Source organism: Halobaculum sp. MBLA0143 (assembly GCF_041361465.1).
GTDB lineage: Archaea > Halobacteriota > Halobacteria > Halobacteriales > Haloferacaceae > JAHENP01.
The window spans coordinates 2,245,474-2,263,691 of record NZ_JBGKAC010000001.1 but is presented as its reverse complement, the minus strand read 5'-3'; the positions used below and the strand labels follow the sequence as shown (position 1 = coordinate 2,263,691).

Below are 18,218 nucleotides of genomic sequence, written 5' to 3'. Positions count from 1 at the left end.
GAGTGAGCGTTACGCCTCGGGGGCTCCGGCGTCGTCGGCTTCCGCGTGAGCGTCCTGGAGGTCGCTGCGGAGCTTCGGGACCGTACTGGTCAGCTCTCCGACACGCTCGTGGGCCTCCTGGAGGCTGTCGACGAGCTCGACGGCCGCCTCGATCTCCTCGCCGAGCTCGTCACTCTCCTCGAACACGCCGGCCTGCCGACCCAGGAGGAACTCCTTGCGGGCCTGGCGTAGCGGCTCGACGGCGGCGTCCGTGTCCAGTGCGGCCGACAGTCCGTTGAGCGCGCCGAGGACGTTGTCGGCGTCCGTCTCCCAGACCGCGTCGGCGGTCGGTAGCTCTGCCCGGGCGTCTGCGAGGTGTTCCCGGACGACTTCGCGCTTCTCGTCGGTCGCCTCGTCCAACAGCTCGTCGTCGTCGAACGTGGTCTGTCCCATACCCCGGCACTACGCCGGAACGAGGTATAAAGCGTCGGCCGCGAGTGGAAGTAATCGGTCACTCGGCCCGGACGAGGCGACGCCCGGCAGCACCGAACGCGACGGTCAGCCCGGTGCCGACGGCCAGCGTCACCAGGCCCGTCGGGTCCGGCGCGAGAGACGGCGCCAGCCCGTAGCCGACGACGACCGCGACGACCCAGACGCCGACCAGTCGTCCGTTCACGCCGGCTGCTCTCCCTCGTCGGTCTCGACGTCGACCAGCTTCATCCGGGGGTAGCCGTCTTCCATCTCCATCCGGGTGTGGACGGTCACGTCCGCGTACTCGATCCGCATCTCCACTTCCATCAGGTGGCCCGACAGCTCCGTGTAGCCGTTCTCGTGGTCGATGTCGGCCGCGACGGCCTCGTCGTCGACCTCGACGGTCACCGCCTCGCAGTGGGGCTGGTTCTCGATCGACTCCGCGATCCCCGTCTCCAACGACCGTGTGCTGTCGGGCGACACCGGTGTCCCCGCGAACTGGTGGTACAGCGAACCGAACTTGATCCCCGCCTCGAAACACGCCTGCTGTGGGTCGGTGGCCATACGAGTCGCTGGGCCGTCGCCGAGGTAACGCTGTCGTCACGGAGCGACGGCGGCCGCCCGCGGCGGTGTCGGTGTCGTGTCGGTGCCGCGACCCGAACGTGCACCGCGGCGCCGGATGTGCGCCCCGGCGTCGAGTGTGCGCCTCCGTGCCCGACTGCACGCTACCGCGTCGAGTGTGCGCCGACTGCGTGCCGCTGTGGCGGCGGCGACGCCGGACCGTCCGATATTTACCCTCGCCTCGCGGAGTCGTACTCGAATGGACGACCCGGTGCTTCTCACGGGTGCTGGCGGGCGGGTGGGGACCGCGATCCTCGACGGGCTGGGGGAGACGTACGACTGGCGGCTGTTCGATCTCGAACCCCCGGCGTCGACACCGGCCGGCGTCGACGAGTCGGACGTGTTCGTCGGCGACGTGACCGACCGGGACGCGCTCCGGGAGGCACTGTCGGGCGTCGGTGCCGTCGTCCACCTCGCGGGCGACCCCCGGCCGAAGGCCCCGTGGGACTCCGTCCTCACGAACAACATCGACGGGACCCACGCCGTCTTCGAGGTCGCGGCCGAGACGGATGTGGAGACGGTCGTGTTCGCCTCCTCCAACCACGCCGTCGGCGCCTACGAGACGGACGACCGTACCCCCGCGATGTACCGCACCGACGACGACCTCCGTCTCGACGGCACGGAACTCCCTCGGCCGTCCAACGAGTACGGCGTCTCGAAGGCGGCCGGCGAGCTGATCGGGCGGCACTTCTACGACCACTCCGACCTCTCGGTGGCGTGCGTCCGGATCGGCAACCTCACCGAGGGCCACCCGCCGATCGAGTACGAGCGCGGCCAGGCGATGTGGCTGTCACACCGCGACTGCGCCCACCTGTTCGACTGTTGTCTGTCCGCCGACTACGAGTTCGAGATCGTCTACGGTATCTCCGACAACGAACGGAAGTACTACTCCATCGACCGGGCCCGCGAGGTGTTGGGGTACGACCCGCAAGACGACTCCGCGGAGTACACCTTCGCCGGCGAACCGAAGTGACTCTCGCTCGTACGACCCGTCTCTGCCGTGTGTGACGCGCCCGGGCGGCCGTCGGGCGAGTCGTCCGACCCGAAAGACCGAGTGACCGGGGGACGAGGGCCCACCCAGTGGCAGGAACCCGAGACCGACCCACAGCCGACCCAGTACCGACGGTAGTCGACACGGACACGGCGAGCGACGACGCCCAGGCCCTGCTGTACGCGCTCCAGACGGATCGACTGGACGTGCGCGCGGTGACGGTCGTCGCGGGCAACGTCGACTTCGACGCACAGCTGAACAACGCGGCACACACGCTGTCGCTCGTGGACGCGGACGTGCCGGTCGCGGCGGGCGCGCGGCGTCCGTTGGCGAAGTCGTGGGAGCACGCGGCGGGGGTGCACGGCGAGACGGGGCTGGGAGACGTGGACCACGACACGACCGCGTCCCCGACGGGGGAGTACGGTCCGGAGACGATCCTCCGGCTCTCGCGAGAGCACGCGGGCGAACTGGCCGTGGTGGCGATCGGCCCGGCGACGAACCTGGCGGAGGCGTGGCGCCGGGACCCGAGCGTCGCCGAGCGGCTGGCGGGGGTGTGGCTGATGGGCGGGGCGATCCACCACGCGGGCAACGTCACGCCGGCGGCGGAGTACAACTTCTGGGCGGACCCGGACGCGGCCAGACTCGTCTGTGCGGAGCTGCCGGTCACGCTCGTCGACTGGGGGGTGACGCTGCGCGACGGCGCACTGTCGGCGGCGACGCTCGACCGGATCGCGGCCGCCGACACGGAGCTGGCGGACTTTTTCACCGCGGCGACGGCGACGGCCCGCGAGCGGAGCCGGACGACACCCGGCCCGGAACGGGTGGCACAGCCGGACGCGCTCGCGGCGGCGGTCGCGGCCCACCCGGAACTCGTGGCGGAGACCGCGACCGGCGCGGTCCGGGTGGACGACCGCGAGGGGCTCACCCGCGGCCACAGCGTGTTCGACAGCGCGCCCGACGCGCCGGAGGCGAACGACGCGTCCGATGCGGCAGGAGAGAACGACACACACACGCCGACGCGCGTCGTCCGCGCGGTGGACCCGACGGCGTTCCGCGAGCGGCTCGGCGGGCTCCTGCTGGCGCGGGACCCGGATCGTCGACGCCCCGTAGCGCCGGAGACGACCGAGGAGTAACCGGACAGTCGCCACGACGGCCGGCGTCAGGCTGAAGCCGATTGCGGCCTGTGAACAGTTGTCGTGGCACCGAGTTCCGCAGTCCTCGCGCTCCTGGTCACACTGGGGATGACCCTCGTTCCGTCGTTGTTGTTCCTGGGGCTGTGGCGCGGACTGCTCCGTCTGCGTGACGACCGGCTCGTCGACGAGGTGTTGGCCCGCGCCGAGGTGGACCGTGGCCCGGGCGGGGTCGTCGGCCCTGGCAGTGACGCGAACCCGTTCCTGTCGGACGGGACCGACGGGCCGCCCGCCCGGAGTTCCGGCCCCGTCGGCTGTCCGTCGTGTGGGGTGTTGCGGGCGCCCGGTGAGACGTGTCCGGCGTGTGGGACGGAGCCGGACGGGGAGTGACGACCGCGAGACGCTCGCGGTGCTCCACCCCGGCGAGAGGGGCCGCGAGACGGCCGCGAACGCGGTCGTGAGTCGAATCTGTCGTCGAGTCCCAGACGACGAGTGAGAAACGAATATTGAAGACACGGCGCGGCGTACCTCCAGGGAGACCCATGGATATCACCGACATTGCCGTCCAGGAGTTCGTGGAGGTCGCCCCCGACGAGCGACTGGGGCAGATTCAGTCGTTGTTCGACCGTGACGCGCCCCGCGGGGTCGTCGTCGTCGCGGACGGCGAGGTGACGGGCGTGATCGGCGAGCGGGACCTGATCCGGTCTCGTGTCGAAGAGAAGACGAAGGCGTCGGCGCTGGCGAAGTCCGCGCCCTCGGTCGACCGCGGGGAGGACGTGCGCGAGGTGGCCCGCGTGCTCGTCGAAGGGGGCGTGAAGCTGGCGCCCGTCTACGACGACGGCGGCCTGTACGGCGTCGTGACGGCCGATGCCATCTTGGAGGCAGTGCTCGACAGCCTCGACGCGATCACTGTCGGCGACATCTACACGGAAGAGCCGATCACGATCCACGAGGACGCCAACGTCGGCCAGGCGATCAACCGGCTCCGAGAACACGGCATCTCCCGGCTCCCGGTCGTCGACGACGGCGGACTCACGGGGATCCTCACTCCCCACGACATCGTGGACTTCGTCGTCCGCGACGACGACCGCCAGGGGCGGGGTGACCGCAGCGGCGACCTAGACCGGATGCTGGACATCCCGGTGTACGACCTGATGACCGCGCCGGTGATCACCGCGACGACGGACGAGACCACCGAGGCGGCCGTCCAGCGGATGCTGGACGACGACGTGGCGGGCTTGGTCGTCACCGGCGACACAGACGACGACGCGACGGGGGTCGTCACCAAGACGGACGTGCTGCGCGCGCTGACGTTCACCGAAGAAGAGACGCTGGACGTGCAGATCACGAACGTGGCCCTACTGGAGACGCTCGACCGCGAGGCCGTGCGTAGCTCCATCGCCGAGGTGGCCGAGAAGTACCAGGAGATGACGGTCGTCCACGCACACGTTCGGTTCCACGAACACAAAGAGAAGCTGCGCGGGACGCCGTTGCTCCAGTGTCAGATCCGGCTGCGGACGAGCCACGGCCAGGTCGCCGGCTCCGGCGAGGGGTACGGCGCCGAGAACGCCTTCCGAGTGGCCCTCGACAAGCTGGAGCGGAACGTGTTGGAGCTGAAGGGCGTCGTGGCCGACGAGCGCTACCGCGGCCAGCTCATCCGGAAGCTGGGCGGGCTGTAGTCGACCCCGACCCGTTCTGCGAACGCCCGCACGTCGTCGGCGTCCGTGCGTCCGGCCGGCACCTGCACGTCCGGCCCGCCGGCGACCGCGACGACCACCGTCTGCCGTCGTCCGGCGACGGCGGCCGCGAGCGCGACCCCACCCGCCAGCAGTGCGACCGCGCCGAACAACGTCAGCGCCTCGTCCAGTAGCGTCAACAACGCGACCGCGTCCGCGATCGTCCGGAAGAGCCCCCCGACACCGAGCACGCCAACGTCCGTCGGGACGGCGTCTGCCGGGCTCTCGAAGTCGACGAGCCGCCCGGCGACGAGCCCGGTGAGTCCCGCCAACACGCCGAACACGCCGACACGTTGGACCGTCGGCCGGCCGCGGACGCCGGCCGCGAAGCCGACGACGTTCGGCGCTTCGACCGCCCGGAGGTTCGCCCCGTCTCCCTCGGGCGTGTACACGAGCAGTCGGTGGGTCGTGGCGACGACACAGCCGTCCCGGACGGGCAGCGTCGCAGTCGGCTCCTCGCCGGCGTAGGTGAGCGCGGCGACACGCTCCGGCACCCCCCCGCCGTCCGGACGGGCCGCCCGCGAACTCCCGTCCACGCCCGGCTCAGTCGCCGGTGAGTCGCTTGGCAATCCGCATCGCCCCTTCGGCGGCGGCCGTGTCCGGCGCGGGCGGCGTCACGACGTCCACCTCGCGGTCGAGCTCCGCGGCGAGTCGTTCCTCGAACGCCTCCGGGAGCCCCGGGAGACACGCCATCCCGCCGGTGAGCGCGATGGGGCTCGACAACGCCATCTGGTACGGCTTCATGTACTCGTTGGCGAAGTCCGGCAGGAACTCGTTGGCGACGCGGTCGACCGCCTCGTCGACGTACCAGTTCAGCGCGTCCGGGACGGACTCCTCGATGGTGAACTCGTGCGAGCCGCCGCCGGGCTGTTGGACCACGTCCGAGAACGGCTCGAAGCCGCCGACACTGCCGTGTTCTTCCTTGTACTCGCGGGCGGTCGTGAGGTCGACGTGGACGCGCCCCTGGGTCTCCTCTTCGACGTTGTTGACGATCCGCCGGTCGACGGCGTTGCCCGTCACCGAGCCGGTGGAGAAGGGGAGCAGCTGTTCGCCCCGTCGGTAGGCGCACGCCTCCAGGTTGGTCGAGCCCATGTTGACCGCGACGAACACGTCGTCGATAGCCTCGACCCCGTCGCCCATCGCCGGGATGGCGCTACACAGCGACTCCGGGTACGACCGCATCTCCACCGTCCCGATGGCCGACTCCTCGATCACCGCCGAGAGGTTCCGGAGTCCGGCCTCGTTGTCGATCGTCGGGATGGCGTACACGACGGTGCTGTCCTGCGGGACACCGTTCGTCTCGACGAGTTCGTCGAAGTACCGCCGTGCCAGTTCCGTCCGCTCGTCGTCCTCGGGCAGTCCCGACCGGAGCATGAACTCCACCCGATTCGGGTACTCGGCGGCCGCCTGCTCGCCGAACAACACCCGCTCGGAGCCGGTGATGGCGTCCTCGTACGTCGCCAGACAGGTGAGGGTCCTGACCGTCTGCGTCTCGCCCGCCGCGTCGGGGTAGCGTACGACCGTCCGCGTCGACCCCAGCTTCACGCCGACCGGGACCGACTGCGAACTCTCGAATCCGTCCGTCTCGTCGTCTTCTGTTGACATTTCTGGTGACCGTGGTCGTGGCCGTGGTGGTCGTTCGATCCGTCCAGTGCCGTCTGCCGCGTGGGCCCGAGAGTCTCACCGGAGGGCGGCGAGGCGAGCGACGAACAGGAGGCTGGTCCGGTGGTGTGCCGGTCGGAGGCGGTCGTCGCCGCCGGCCGACAGCCCGGGCAACAGCTCCGCCAGCGTCTCGCTCGCGTCGGCGCCGATCCACTGGACGCGCTGGTAGTAGTCCAGCGCCTCCTCGGCACGGTCGTGGCCGCCGACGGCGACGAGGAACTCCAGCCAGTCGAGCGCCAGTCGCGCCCCCGGGGCGGCGGCAGGCAGCGCCGAGAGGTACGGCCGCTCGGCGCCGCCCTGTGCCGCCTGGAGGTAGTAGACGTCCCCCAGCTGCGCCGCCATCGCGCTCGCTTCTGCCTGGCCGAGGAAGTCCGCGGGCTCTGCCCAGCGGCGCTCCTCGTCGGTCGGCTCCGCCGTCGGGCTCGCTGCGCCCGCCAGCGTTCGCAGCTCCTCCGGGTCGTACTCCTTCGGGTCGAGCATACTGGGTTCCCGCTCTCGCGGCTACCACAGGGTTCGACCAACTGGGCTAAAGGTCTTGTCCTGGGCGTATCGTCCGCGAGAACTGTCTGCCGTCCGGCAGACGCCCGACCGACGGGGACTTGTCGCCGCGGCTCCTGTCTGTCGACGTGTACACCGGACGCACCCAGCAGCCCTGCTGTCTGTGTGACGACCCCGACACGGCCCACCGGGTCGCGGTGCCGCCCCGCGCGATCCAGCTGATGGAGAACGGCGACCCAATCGCCTGGCGAGACGTCGTCGGCGCCGTCACCCTGGAGTTCTGCGAGTCCGACTGGGCCGTCGTCCGAGACCTCGTCCTGGAGACCGGGATGTCCCCGTTGTCGCGGTGTAACGTCGCCCGCGCCGACTTCGACCTCCGGGAGGACTTCGAGGCACTCCTGAACGACACCCGCGGCGAGCCCGACCAGACGGAGCTGGAAGAACGGATGCTGTCCGAGGCCGCAGACACCGTCACCGCCGCCGACGACCCGATGACGGAGGAACGGGACCTGGTGGAAGCGCGGCTCGTGCAGTTGGCGTTGTCGGAGTTGGGCGTGCGGGAGTGATCGGGTTCGGTAGAACCAGGCGTAGTCGTCGTCCTCGTCGAAGCGTTCGAGGAACCGCTTTCCATCTTGTACACTCTTCAGCGTCACAGTCCCACGACCCTTCTCTCGGACGAGCCCGATACCGATCGACCTCGGCGTGGTCGAGCAGACGCGAGAGGTGAGTGGGAGCCCGTTGTACCAGATCAACCGCGACAGCCCGGTCGCGGAGCGGCTCGCCGAGCTGGAGTACGATCTGGTCGACGAGGTCGCCGACGAGACGGACGGCACCGACGGAGAGCCGCTGGAGTTTCCCGAGTCGCCGCCGTAGCGTCCGACCGGTGCCCCGGCGACTCCCCGTCGTCGTAGACCGACGGATTGAGGTAGGTTTTGCGCGAACTGGTGGCAAGGATGTTCGACAAGGTGCTCGTCGCAAATCGTGGAGAGATCGCCGTCCGCGTGATGCGTGCCTGTGAGGATCTGGGGATCGACACGGTCGCGGTCTACAGCGACCCGGACCGCCACGGCGGTCACGTCCGGTACGCCGACGAGGCGTACAACGTCGGCCCGGCGCGGGCTGCCGACTCGTACCTCGACGGCGAGGCGGTCGTCGACGCCGCCCGGCAGGCGGGCGCAGACGCGATCCACCCCGGCTACGGCTTCCTCGCGGAGAACGCCGACTTCGCCCGGCGGGTCGCCGACACCGAGGGGATCACCTGGGTCGGACCCGACCCCGGCCCGATGCGGACGCTCGGCGAGAAGACGAAGGCGCGCTCGATCATGAACGAGGCGGGCGTCCCCATCGTCCCGGGGACGACGGAGCCCGTCACCGAGGCGGAGACCGTCCGCGAGTTCGGCGAGGAGAACGGCTACCCCGTCGCCATCAAGGCGGAGGGCGGCGGCGGCGGCCGTGGGATGAAGGTCGTCCGCGGCCCCGAGGAGGCCGCCGAGGAGCTGGAGTCGGCCAAACGCGAGGGTGAGGCGTACTTCTCGAACGACTCCGTCTACCTGGAGCGGTACCTGGAGACCCCCCGCCACATCGAGGTGCAGATCGTCGCCGACGAACACGGCAACGTCCGCCACCTCGGCGAACGCGACTGTTCGCTCCAGCGTCGCCACCAGAAGGTGATCGAGGAGGGGCCGAGCCCGGCGCTGTCGGACGAGCTCCGCGAGCAGATCGGCGAGGCCGCCCGCGACGGCGTCCGCGAGGCCGGCTACACCAACGCCGGCACCGTGGAGTTCCTCGTGGAGGAGGATCCCGACCGCGAGCCCGGGGAACTGCTCGGTCCGGAGACGGACTTCTACTTCCTCGAAGTGAACACCCGGATCCAGGTGGAACACACCGTCACGGAGGAGCTGACGGGGATCGATATCGTCGAGGAGCAACTGAAGATCGCCGCCGGCCAGGAGATCGCGTTCACACAGGACGACGTGGAGTTGGAAGGTCACGCCGTCGAGTACCGGATCAACGCCGAGAACGCCGCCGACGAGTTCCAGCCCGCGAACGAGGGGAGTCTCGACGTGTACGACCCGCCGGGTGGGATCGGCGTCCGGGTGGACGACGCGCTCCGGCAGGGCGACGACCTCGTCACGGACTACGACTCGATGATCGCCAAGCTGATCGTCCACGGGCCGGACCGGGAGACCTGTCTCGCTCGCTCGGCCCGCGCGCTCAAGGAGTACGACGTCGAGGGCGTGGTGACGATCGTCCCGTTCCACCGGCTGATGGTGACGGACGACGACGCCTTCGTCGGCGGCACCCACACGACGAAGTACCTCGACGAACACGCCGACAGAGACGCCATCGCTGCCGCCCAGGAGGAGTACGGCACCGGTGACGCCCCGACCGCCGACGACGACGAGGAGACCACCGAACGCGAGTTCACCGTCGAGGTGAACGGCAAGCGCTTCGAGGTGAACTTAGAAGAGCGTGGCGCGCCCGCGATCCCAACGCCCGACACCGGCGGCGGCCGCGACCGGCCGGACGTGGCCACGGACGACGACGGCGACGACGACACGGTCGCCGTCGGCGACGGCGAGACCGTGGCGGCGGAGATGCAGGGGACGCTCCTCTCCGTCGAGGTGTCGGAGGGTGACGAGGTCGCCCCCGGCGACGTGGTGTGCGTGCTGGAGGCGATGAAGATGGAGAACGACATCACCGCCGACGCCGGCGGCACGGTGACGGACGTGCCCGTCGCCGAGGGCGACAGCGTCGACATGGGCGACGTGTTGCTCGTGTTGGAGTAGCTACACCGACACCCGCGAACAGTCCGCCGCCGCGGGGTCGGCAGCCGCGGTCAGTGAGTTCGCCTCGGTGTTCTCCCACGCGACGGTCACGTACACGTCCGAGTCCGGACCCACGCCGTGGACGGTCACCGTCGACCCGCGCTCGACGGGGTAGTCCGCGGCGTCGCTCACGTTCCCGTCGATCACCCACGCCCCGGTGTCGGTGCGCCCCTGTGGCCCGGACAGCGACGCCAGTTCGTCGTCGACGTACACCCAGAGCCCGTCGAACTCCCTCTCCGTGACGCTCCCGCGTTCCACCTCGAACCTCAACTGCGCCGCCGGCTCGTCGTACTGACAGTCCGTCTCGATGGGTGGGCCGTCGGTTTCTTGATAGCGCCCGGCCGTGTACAGCGACGCCCCCAATGCGACGACGGCCACGAGGGTGATCGTGACGGTCAGGCCGACTCTCTCGTCCTAGAACACCGTTCGAGGTTCGCCCACGTTACCCTGCGACTAACTGTCGTCAGGTCTAAATAACTGTGTGGAACGAGCAGCGACGCCGCCGGTCACACCCCGATCGTCGCCCGCAGCATGTCCCGCGTCCCGGGCCCGAGCCCGACGGCGGTCACGGCGATCAGCAGCAACACGGCGTAGCGGGGTGACTCCTCGAACAACGGCTCGTCCAGCACGGAGAGGACGAACACGGCGGCCGCGAGCTTGACGAGGAGGAACGGCCAGGCGGCGCCGGCGACGTCGACGACGAACTGGTTGACGGGGTGTTTCGGGACGAGGTTCGGGCCGGCGCCGAGCGCGACCATGTAGTCCAGCCCGATCACGTTCGCGGCGCCGTCCAACGCGTGGGCGAACACGACGACCACGCCGGCGGCGCCGGTGCCCCCGTGGATCGACGGCAGTAGTTCTCGTGTGCCGTACCAGGTGGCGACCGTCGACACGACGGCGACGATCAGGATCGTGGCGATCACCTGGGGGTAGACCGTGCCGGGGCTGTCGGGCGAGAGCCCGAACAGGAGGAGGTACCCCAGCGTGCCCGCGAGGACGGCGCTGCCGGCGACGAGGATCGGCGTCTCGTACCCCTCACCGTCGCCGACGGCGGGGAGCAGCCCGCGCCGGACCGCGACGACGGCGCCGGCGACGATCGTCAGCGTGAGGAAGAACAACGTGAAGTAGATGATCGGGCTGATGAGCAACGACTTCACGAGCTCCGGAAGCACGTCCGCCTCGGAGGCGTTGTCGGCGTCCTCGACGACCCGGAGCGCCCCGCCGAGGAAGAAGAACGGCACCATCGCGTAGAAGAACCGTGGGTCCTCGGCGATCTCCAGCCGGCGGAGCAGGAGGACGACCCCCGACAGCGCGAACACGAGGGTGACGGCGTAGCCGACCTCGCTCACGACAGTGTAGCCGGGGTACGCCACCGGCTCGGCGGCGGCCGCACACTCCGCCGAGCTGTAGAGGTACTGGACGGTGCTGCCGGGCCGGACGGCACAGACGGCAGACTGAGCGTCCGCCTGGACCGGCCCCCAGAAGTAGTGCCAGAGGAAGCCGTCGTAGAACGTCTCCGGAGCGAGCAGACTGCCGACGCCGAGGACGGCCGTGACGGCGGCGGCGCTCGCGACCCACAGCGTCGTCGCCGAGAAGTCCGTGTCGACGCGGTCCGTGACCGTAGCCATACCCGACGACGGGTCGGCCGTGTGTGAGAATCTGTCGGTGTCTGGCGGGAGGTGCGTGCCTCCGTCGTTCGTGTCGCTGGCGGTCGGCGCGTGTCTCGGCCGCGTTCGTCGTTGGCGGTCGGTTCGTCAGGCGGGACCGGCGTTGGCCTTCTGTCGGGTGATGTAGCCGGCGATCCGGTTGCGGACGGACTTCGACTCCACGTTGGTGAGCTCCGAGACGTGTTCCTTGTTGGTCTCGAAGTCGGCGTTGAACGACTGCGGGTACCGTTCCAGCAGGAGGCTGGCGGTCTTCTTGACGTACTTCGGCTTGATTGCCATACGGACAGGTAACGCCGAACCGCCACTAAAACCGTTCGTTCCTCGCTGCCGTCGCGGGGTCGACCCGCGGATTCCGAACGCTTATCGCCCGCCCGGCCGCGTGCCACAGTATGGCAGCCGGCGACGTGACGACCGTCGCGGAGTGTACCGACCTCCACTACGTCGACACCGGGATGTACGGCACCCCCGGCTACGGCGCAGTGTACGTGATCGACGCCGACCGGCCGGCAGTCGTCGACACCGGGATCGGCACTCACCACGACCGCGTGCTGGACGCGCTGGCGGAGCTGGGCGTCGAGCCGGAGCTGATCTTACCGACACACGTCCACCTCGACCACGCCGGCGGGGCCGGTTTCCTCGCGGAGGCGTTCCCGGACGCCGAAGTCCGGGTCCACGAGATCGGCCTGGACCACCTCGTCGATCCCTCCCGGCTCGTCGCCGGGACGAAGGCGGCCGTCGGCGAGCAGTGGGAGTACTACGTCGACCCGGAGCCGGTGCCGGCCGACCGGATCGCCCCGCTGACGGACGGTGACGAGGTTGACCTGGGCGACCGGACGCTGACGGCCCACCACGCTCCCGGCCACGCCCCCCACCAAGTCGTGTTCCACGACGACCGCGACGACGCCGTGTTCACGGGCGACGCCGTCGGCATCTACGTCCCGGCGTTGGACGCCGTCCGCCAGACCACACCTCCCTCGCAGTTCGACCTGGATCGGGCCATCGCAGACGTGGAGACGGTCGCGGCGCTCGACCCGGAGACGCTGTGTTTCCCTCACTTCGGCGCGACCACGGCCAGTGACTCGTTGTTCTCGGGGTACAAGCGCACCCTCGTCGAGTGGGTCGAGAACGTCCGCCGGGCCCGCGCGGAGGCGACCGACGACGAGAGCGTGGTGGCGTCGTTCGCGGACGCCGTCGACGGGGACCTGATCGAGGTGTGGGGCGAAGAGAAGGCACGCGCCGAAGAACGGCTCAACACCCGTGGTGTACTGGGCTACCTCGACGGCGCCGCGGAGCCGTGATCGGCCGCGGTGTCGCCGGAGGCCAGCGGCAGACGACGGCAGTGGGACGGTGACGACCGGGACGACGGCGTTCCAACGCCGTGACAACAGTCAGAAACGCGCTCGCCGTACCACACGCTTATTTATCGGAGAACCGCCGAGAGCGTGGTATGGACTGGCAGAGCGCGGAGACGGAGTTCCACCCCGACGTGGTCCGGGAGACGATTCCGGAGACGTTTCGCGCGGCGGCGGACGAACACGCCGGCCTCCAGGCCCAGCAGTACAAGGGTGGGGTCTACGACCGCTCGCTCGTGGACGCCGGGGTGATCGACCCCGCGCCCGACGGCGCGTTCGCCGGGCTCACCTACGAGGAGAGCCACGAGGTCGTCCAGCGACTCTCTGTCGGCTTCCGAGAGATCGGCGTCGACCCGGGCGATCGGGTCGGTCTGTTGTCTCACACCCGGATGGAGTGGGCACAGACCGACCTGGCGGTGTTGGGCGCCGGCGGCGTCGTCACCACCGTGTACACCTCCTCGTCGGCGGATCAGGTGGGGTATCTGCTCGACGACCCGGACGCAGACGGGGTGGTCGTGGAGAATCGTGAACTGCTCGACCGGGTGTTGGCCGTCGAGGACGACCTCGACCTGGAGTTCGTCGTCCTGATCGACGGCGGCGCTCACGAACGCGAGGACGTGTACACGCTCGGCGAAGTGTACCGCGCCGGCGAGGCGTGTGGCCCGGGCGACGACTGGATCGTCGACCGCGACGGCTCCGACCCCGCGAGTCTGATCTACACCTCCGGGACGACCGGCCAGCCGAAGGGTGCCGTGTTGACCCACCGGAACTTCCTGTCGAACGTCGAGCAGTGTTACCGCCGATTCGGCCCGCGGCCGGACAAGACCAGGACGGACACCCCCGCCATCGAGCCGGGGAAAGTGAACCTCTCGTTTCTGCCGTTGGCGCACGTGTTCGAACGGCTGGCCGGCCACTTCCTCATGCTGTCGGCGGGCGCGACGGTCGCGTACGCGGAGTCGCCGGACACGCTCCGGGAGGACTTCGGACTCGTGCAGCCCGACACCGCCGCGAGCGTCCCCCGGGTGTACGAGAAGCTGTACGCGGCGATTCGGGAGCAGGCGAGCGAGTCCGACATCAGCCGCCGGATCTTCTCGTGGGCGACGGAGGTGGGTCGGGAGCACTACCGTGCGGACAGCCCCGGGCCGTTCCTGCGGGCGAAGTACGCGCTCGCGGATCGACTCGTCTTCTCGTCGGTCCGGGAGGCGCTCGGCGACAACGTCGACTTCTTCATCTCCGGCGGGGGGTCGCTGTCGGCGGACCTGTGTGAGCTGTACCACGCGATGGGCGTGCCGGTGTTGGAGGGGTACGGCCTCACGGAGACCTCGCCGGTCGTCGCGGTCAACCCGCCGGAGACGCCGCAGGTCGGCACCATCGGCCCACCGGTGCAGGACGTAGAGATCCGACTGGACACGAGCGTCGCTCCGGACGACGGGGACGACGTCGGCGAACTGCTCGTCCGCGGGCCGAACGTGTTCGACGGCTACTGGGAGAAGCCGGACAAGACCGACGCCGCGTTCGTCTCGGAGTCGGCGCTGTCGGGCGCCGCCGCCGACGGCGGCGTCGCCGTCGACACGGGCGAGAGCGAGGCGACGACCTCCGACGAGCCGTGGTTCCGTACCGGCGACGTGGTGGAGATCCGCGACGACGGCTACGTCGCCTTCCGCGAGCGGGCCAAGCAGTTGCTCAAGCTGTCGACCGGGAAGATGGTGCCGCCCGGCCCCATCGAGGACGCGTTCGCCGCCTCCGAACTCGTCGAGCAGACGATGGTGGTGGGTGACGCCCGGAAGTTCGTCGGCGCGTTGCTCGTCCCGGACTTCGAGGGGGTCCGGGCGTGGGCGGACGCCAACGGCGTGGACCTGCCGGACGCCGAGCGGCTGATCTGTCAGGACGAGGCCGTGATCGACCGAATCCAGCGCGAGGTCGACGAGATCAACGAGGGGTTCGAGAAACACGAACGGATCAAGCAGTTCCGGCTCGTGTCCGAGGCGTTCACGGAAGACAACGACATGCTCACCCCGACGATGAAGAAGAAACGCCGAGAGATCGAGTCGTACTACGACGCGGAGATCGAACGGCTGTACGAGGAGTAGCGCGGCTCGCCGGTGGAAAGCGCCGAGGAGGAGATTTGAACTCCTGTGTCCTGAACGGACAGTTGATCTCGAATCAACCGCCTTGGCCGGGCTAGGCTACCTCGGCTCACCAAAGCGTAACGCACTGCCGTTTTAGTCCGTTTCGGTTCGGACGCGGCGGCGACGTACCACCCCGACTAGGAAGGTATTATCTTCCGACGGGCAAACTCAACTGACGAATGCACAACGAGTGCGAGTACTTCGACTCCGTCGAGTGGGACGACCGACGGTGGCGTGCCGCCTCCGAGTGGCAACTCGACGGATTCGCGGCGTTCGTCGACGCCGACGTGCAGGACGCGCTCGCGGGTGTCGTGAACCCGGAGTCGCGGTCACAGGAGACGGAACTGTCTGCGTTCACAGTCGGCGACGTGTGGCCGCGGGAGACGCCGGTCGCCGGCTGGACGCGCGAGGACGTGTTGGCCGCGTGGGACGACCGAGAGGTGACGCCGGACCCGCCGGAGGCGTGTCCACACGAGCCGACGGGGGGTGACCGTTGCGTGTTCCACGGCGACGCCGACGACGAGACCGTCCGGGCTGCCGTCTCCGAGGCGATCGACTCGGAGCGGCGGGCCGACCGACTCCTCTCTGGTGGCACGTTCCCGTCGCTGGACTTCCGGTTCGAACGCATCGCCGCCCCCGACACACATCCGTTGGTGTTGTCGTACGCGACTGTCGACGGGCTCGACTTCCACAGTGCGACGGTCACGCAGGGACTCAACCTCCGGTACGCCCGGGTGACCGGCGACGCGAGCTTCCACAACGCGACGTTCGAGCGGTTTCTCGCGCTTCGAGGGGCCGAATTCGAGACAGGGTTCGACGCGGACGAGGCGACCGTCGGCGGCAGACTGGATGCGAAGCGGCTGCGAGCCGGTGACGACGTGCGCATCACGCGAGCAGTGTTCCGCGGGTCCGTCGCGTTCGACGACGCCTCGCTTCCGGAGGCGAACTTCTTCGGCACGACGTTCACCGACGAGACGAGTTTCGACGGTGCCGAACTGACGACCGGGAACTTCAAGACCGCGACGTTCGAGGGGATCGCGTCGTTCGAGCGGCTGACGGCGGAGATGACCTCCTTCTCGCGTGCTCGTTTCGACAAGATGGCGGTGTTCGACGGGAGTGAGGCGACCGACGAACTCGTGTTCGTCGGCACCACGTTCGGCGAACGACTGCTCTGTGACGAGATCCGAGCCGAGGCTGTCCTGTTCGCCGACGCGACAGTTGGGCCGATCTCTCTCGACGACGTGGTCGTCGATCAGCAGATCAACTTCGCGGGCGCAACTGTCGAGCAGTTGCGCGCGGCGAATCTGACGACGGAGACGCTGACGGTGATGACCGGCACACTCCACGAGGGGCGTATCGAGGTACCCGACGACGAGGAGTTCACCTGTAACCTGACTGAGGCGACGCTCGGCGATGTCACGTTCGAGGGGCCGCCGGACATGTTCGAGTCGTTCCTGCTCAGAGACACGGTGTTCGACGGGTTCGACTTTGCGAGGGGTGCCCACCGCGAGGCGTTGGCTGCCGTCGACTGGAACATCCACGAGCCGGCTGCCGCCGTCGCCGACGAGCCGATCGACTTCGAGACGACGTATCTCCGTGCCAAACAGGGCGCAGACGACCACGGAGACACGGTTGCCGCCTCGGAGTTCTTCGTCCGGGAGATGCGTCACCGTCGGAACGGCTACCTCGACACGCTCTCTGCGTCACCGGTGTCGATCGCTGGCCTCGTGAGCCTCTACCGGGCTGTGAGCAACACGACGTTGGGTGTTCTCACGGGCTACGGGGAACGACCCGGACGGGTAGTGCTGATGTCCGTCGCCACCGTCCTAGGGTTCGCCGTGCTGTACCCGGCGACCGGCGGGCTCGCACGCAACGGAACGACACTGCGGTACGGCTCTGACGCCACGACCGCGTTGCTCGACTCGCTGTACTTCAGCTTCGTCACGTTCACCACCGTCGACTACGGCAACTTCGCTCTGACTTCGCCGCTCGGACGAGTTCTGGCAGGCGTCGAGGCGTTCTTCGGCGCGTTCGTTCTCGCGCTGCTCGTGTACATCCTCGGTCGATCGATTCGGCTGTGAACGGGACCGCTCCGTTCGCGGAGACGAACCCCGACGCTTCAAGTACAGTCCCTGTCACGTCCACGCATGGACGTCACCGACGCGAGTGGTGCCTGCTCGGACGTGCTGTCTGCCCTCTCGGAGTCGATCGTCGCCGAAGACACGTTCTTCGAGAACGTACTCCTGGGACTACTCTCCCGGGGTCACGTTCTGATCGAGGACGTGCCCGGCACGGGGAAGACGCTGACGGCGCGGTCCGTCGCCACGGCGCTGGGGCTGTCGTTCTCCCGAGTACAGTTCACCCCGGACCTGCTGCCGTCGGACGTGACCGGGACGAACGTGTACAACGAGGGTGAAGCCAGCTTCGAGTTCTCCGAGGGGCCGATCTTCGCGAACGTCGTGTTGGCCGACGAGATCAACCGCGCGCCGCCGAAGACGCAGGCGGCGTTGTTGGAGGCGATGGAGGAAGAACAGGTGACCGTCGACGGGGAGACGTACGAACTGCCCCAGCCGTTCTTCATGATCGCCACCCAGAACCCGGTGGAACAGGAGGGGAACTTCCCGTTGCCGGAGGCGCAGTTGGACCGGTTCATCGTGAAGACGGCGATGGGCTACCCGGACGAGGGCGGCGAGGTGGAGCTGTTGCGCCGGCGGGTCGGCCGGACGGACCAGGACCCGAGCGTCTCGAACGTGTTGGACCGCGACACGGTGACGGGGGTCCGCGAGGCGCCCGAACAGGTCCGGGTGGACGACGACCTCTTGGAGTACATGGCCCGGATCACCCACGCGACCCGAACGGACCGGCGCGTGGAGGTCGGGGTGTCGCCGCGTGGCACCCAGCGACTGTTGGAGGCGACCCGCGCGGCCGCGGTGTTGTCCGGACGAGGGTTCGTCACGCCGGACGACGTGAAACGGGTGGCACAGCCCGTGATCGCCCACCGGCTCGTGCTCACGCCGGACGCGAAGGTGAACGAGGTGCAGAAGTCGGACGTGCTCGCGGGGGTGTTGGACCGCGTCGAGGTGCCGACCGTCGACTACGAGGAGCCGACGGCGGAGTAGCCGGCCGGGAACCACGACGGCTAAATCCGTCCGGG

Annotated in this window: 20 protein-coding genes and 1 tRNA gene; 11 read left to right on the top strand and 10 right to left on the bottom strand. The window is 69.1% G+C overall.

Going from position 1 to position 18,218, the window contains the following annotated elements; all coding sequences use genetic code 11:
• Nucleotides 1-9 precede the first annotated feature (9 nt).
• From RYH79_RS11730 to RYH79_RS11720, 3 genes are read right to left on the bottom strand one after another with little or no spacing between them, the layout of a single operon-like run.
• Nucleotides 10-432 carry a DUF5790 family protein gene (locus tag RYH79_RS11730; protein WP_370899317.1) on the bottom strand — a complete coding sequence of 141 codons (423 nt, stop codon included), beginning with the start codon at nt 430-432 and terminating at the stop codon, nt 10-12.
• Between the two features lie 58 nt (nt 433-490).
• Nucleotides 491-655, bottom strand: coding sequence for a hypothetical protein (locus RYH79_RS11725; RefSeq protein WP_370899315.1), 165 nt, complete (start codon nt 653-655; stop codon nt 491-493).
• A complete protein-coding gene (locus RYH79_RS11720; RefSeq protein ID WP_370899313.1) occupies nt 652-1,014 on the bottom strand; it encodes a dihydroneopterin aldolase family protein in 363 nt (120 codons plus the stop codon). Before RYH79_RS11720 ends, RYH79_RS11725 begins: the two co-directional genes overlap by 4 nt.
• Nucleotides 1,015-1,270: 256 nt before the next feature.
• Here RYH79_RS11720 and azf point away from each other — a divergent pair, with 256 nt between their 5' ends.
• From azf to RYH79_RS11700, 4 genes are all read left to right on the top strand, one after another.
• Nucleotides 1,271-2,044, top strand: coding sequence for an NAD-dependent glucose-6-phosphate dehydrogenase Azf (azf, locus tag RYH79_RS11715; protein ID WP_370899311.1), 774 nt, complete (start codon nt 1,271-1,273; stop codon nt 2,042-2,044).
• Nucleotides 2,045-2,151: 107 nt separating this feature from the next.
• Nucleotides 2,152-3,195 carry a nucleoside hydrolase gene (locus tag RYH79_RS11710; RefSeq protein WP_370899309.1) on the top strand — a complete coding sequence of 348 codons (1,044 nt, stop codon included), beginning with the start codon at nt 2,152-2,154 and terminating at the stop codon, nt 3,193-3,195.
• 63 nt (nt 3,196-3,258) lie between these two features.
• The gene (locus tag RYH79_RS11705) at nt 3,259-3,582 is read left to right on the top strand and encodes a zinc ribbon domain-containing protein (RefSeq protein WP_370899307.1); all 324 of its coding nucleotides are present in this window, start codon (nt 3,259-3,261) and stop codon (nt 3,580-3,582) included.
• A gap of 152 nt (nt 3,583-3,734) precedes the next feature.
• Nucleotides 3,735-4,871, top strand: coding sequence for a CBS domain-containing protein (locus RYH79_RS11700; RefSeq protein ID WP_370899305.1), 1,137 nt, complete (start codon nt 3,735-3,737; stop codon nt 4,869-4,871).
• Here the strand turns inward: RYH79_RS11700 and RYH79_RS11695 are convergent.
• The 3 genes from RYH79_RS11695 to RYH79_RS11685 all read right to left on the bottom strand — a co-directional run bounded on the left by RYH79_RS11695 (nt 4,832) and on the right by RYH79_RS11685 (nt 7,070).
• Nucleotides 4,832-5,464 carry a hypothetical protein gene (locus RYH79_RS11695; RefSeq protein ID WP_370899303.1) on the bottom strand — a complete coding sequence of 211 codons (633 nt, stop codon included), beginning with the start codon at nt 5,462-5,464 and terminating at the stop codon, nt 4,832-4,834. The two genes, RYH79_RS11700 and RYH79_RS11695, sit on opposite strands and share 40 nt — an antisense overlap.
• A 7-nt stretch (nt 5,465-5,471) precedes the next feature.
• Entirely contained in the window at nt 5,472-6,533 is a 1,062-nt protein-coding gene (locus RYH79_RS11690; RefSeq protein ID WP_370899301.1) for an actin-like salactin, read from the bottom strand.
• A 75-nt stretch (nt 6,534-6,608) separates the two neighbouring features.
• Entirely contained in the window at nt 6,609-7,070 is a 462-nt protein-coding gene (locus tag RYH79_RS11685; protein WP_370899299.1) for a FlaD/FlaE family flagellar protein, read from the bottom strand.
• A 146-nt stretch (nt 7,071-7,216) separates the two neighbouring features.
• Between RYH79_RS11685 and RYH79_RS11680 the strand changes: the two genes are divergently transcribed.
• From RYH79_RS11680 to RYH79_RS11670, 3 genes are all read left to right on the top strand, one after another.
• Nucleotides 7,217-7,654, top strand: a complete 438-nt coding sequence (locus tag RYH79_RS11680; protein ID WP_370899297.1) for a DUF7960 family protein — start codon at nt 7,217-7,219, stop codon at nt 7,652-7,654.
• A 136-nt stretch (nt 7,655-7,790) separates the two neighbouring features.
• Nucleotides 7,791-7,961 (top strand): hypothetical protein, encoded by a 171-nt coding sequence (locus RYH79_RS11675; protein ID WP_370899295.1) that lies wholly within the window; start codon nt 7,791-7,793, stop codon nt 7,959-7,961.
• Between the two features lie 80 nt (nt 7,962-8,041).
• Nucleotides 8,042-9,877, top strand: coding sequence for an acetyl-CoA carboxylase biotin carboxylase subunit (locus tag RYH79_RS11670; RefSeq protein ID WP_370899293.1), 1,836 nt, complete (start codon nt 8,042-8,044; stop codon nt 9,875-9,877).
• Here RYH79_RS11670 and RYH79_RS11665 read toward each other — a convergent pair whose 3' ends face one another.
• The 3 genes from RYH79_RS11665 to RYH79_RS11655 form a co-directional block, all read right to left on the bottom strand.
• Entirely contained in the window at nt 9,878-10,294 is a 417-nt protein-coding gene (locus tag RYH79_RS11665) for a hypothetical protein (RefSeq protein ID WP_370899291.1), read from the bottom strand.
• Between the two features lie 128 nt (nt 10,295-10,422).
• Nucleotides 10,423-11,544 (bottom strand): DUF63 family protein, encoded by a 1,122-nt coding sequence (locus RYH79_RS11660; RefSeq protein WP_370899289.1) that lies wholly within the window; start codon nt 11,542-11,544, stop codon nt 10,423-10,425.
• Between the two features lie 126 nt (nt 11,545-11,670).
• The gene (locus RYH79_RS11655; RefSeq protein WP_370899287.1) at nt 11,671-11,862 is read right to left on the bottom strand and encodes a 30S ribosomal protein S17e; all 192 of its coding nucleotides are present in this window, start codon (nt 11,860-11,862) and stop codon (nt 11,671-11,673) included.
• Between the two features lie 110 nt (nt 11,863-11,972).
• Here RYH79_RS11655 and RYH79_RS11650 point away from each other — a divergent pair, with 110 nt between their 5' ends.
• Together RYH79_RS11650 and RYH79_RS11645 are read left to right on the top strand one after the other, a co-directional pair.
• Entirely contained in the window at nt 11,973-12,881 is a 909-nt protein-coding gene (locus tag RYH79_RS11650; RefSeq protein ID WP_370899285.1) for an MBL fold metallo-hydrolase, read from the top strand.
• A 149-nt stretch (nt 12,882-13,030) separates the two neighbouring features.
• The gene (locus RYH79_RS11645; RefSeq protein WP_370899283.1) at nt 13,031-15,025 is read left to right on the top strand and encodes an AMP-dependent synthetase/ligase; all 1,995 of its coding nucleotides are present in this window, start codon (nt 13,031-13,033) and stop codon (nt 15,023-15,025) included.
• A gap of 20 nt (nt 15,026-15,045) precedes the next feature.
• Here the strand turns inward: RYH79_RS11645 and RYH79_RS11640 are convergent.
• Nucleotides 15,046-15,131, bottom strand: a tRNA-Ser gene (locus RYH79_RS11640).
• Nucleotides 15,132-15,243: 112 nt separating this feature from the next.
• On the opposite strand from RYH79_RS11640, the gene RYH79_RS11635 reads away from it, so the two are divergent.
• Complete coding sequence (locus tag RYH79_RS11635; RefSeq protein ID WP_370899281.1) at nt 15,244-17,145, top strand: ion channel; 1,902 nt, start codon at nt 15,244-15,246, stop codon at nt 17,143-17,145.
• Between the two features lie 66 nt (nt 17,146-17,211).
• Nucleotides 17,212-18,183: an AAA family ATPase gene (locus RYH79_RS11630; RefSeq protein ID WP_370899279.1), complete on the top strand. Its 972-nt coding sequence runs from the start codon at nt 17,212-17,214 to the stop codon at nt 18,181-18,183.
• The last annotated feature ends 35 nt before the right edge of the window (nt 18,184-18,218 follow it).

Bases quoted from the DNA above. Each gene is read 5' to 3' on its own strand.
- RYH79_RS11730 (WP_370899317.1), bottom strand. From the start codon at position 432: ATGGGACAGACCACGTTCGACGACGACGAGCTGTTGGACGAGGCGACC.
- RYH79_RS11720 (WP_370899313.1), bottom strand. From the start codon at position 1,014: ATGGCCACCGACCCACAGCAGGCGTGTTTCGAGGCGGGGATCAAGTTC.
- azf (WP_370899311.1), top strand. From the start codon at position 1,271: ATGGACGACCCGGTGCTTCTCACGGGTGCTGGCGGGCGGGTGGGGACC.
- RYH79_RS11700 (WP_370899305.1), top strand. From the start codon at position 3,735: ATGGATATCACCGACATTGCCGTCCAGGAGTTCGTGGAGGTCGCCCCC.
- RYH79_RS11690 (WP_370899301.1), bottom strand. From the start codon at position 6,533: ATGTCAACAGAAGACGACGAGACGGACGGATTCGAGAGTTCGCAGTCG.
- RYH79_RS11685 (WP_370899299.1), bottom strand. From the start codon at position 7,070: ATGCTCGACCCGAAGGAGTACGACCCGGAGGAGCTGCGAACGCTGGCG.
- RYH79_RS11670 (WP_370899293.1), top strand. From the start codon at position 8,042: ATGTTCGACAAGGTGCTCGTCGCAAATCGTGGAGAGATCGCCGTCCGC.
- RYH79_RS11660 (WP_370899289.1), bottom strand. From the start codon at position 11,544: ATGGCTACGGTCACGGACCGCGTCGACACGGACTTCTCGGCGACGACG.
- RYH79_RS11655 (WP_370899287.1), bottom strand. From the start codon at position 11,862: ATGGCAATCAAGCCGAAGTACGTCAAGAAGACCGCCAGCCTCCTGCTG.
- RYH79_RS11650 (WP_370899285.1), top strand. From the start codon at position 11,973: ATGGCAGCCGGCGACGTGACGACCGTCGCGGAGTGTACCGACCTCCAC.
- RYH79_RS11645 (WP_370899283.1), top strand. From the start codon at position 13,031: ATGGACTGGCAGAGCGCGGAGACGGAGTTCCACCCCGACGTGGTCCGG.
- RYH79_RS11635 (WP_370899281.1), top strand. From the start codon at position 15,244: ATGCACAACGAGTGCGAGTACTTCGACTCCGTCGAGTGGGACGACCGA.
- RYH79_RS11630 (WP_370899279.1), top strand. From the start codon at position 17,212: ATGGACGTCACCGACGCGAGTGGTGCCTGCTCGGACGTGCTGTCTGCC.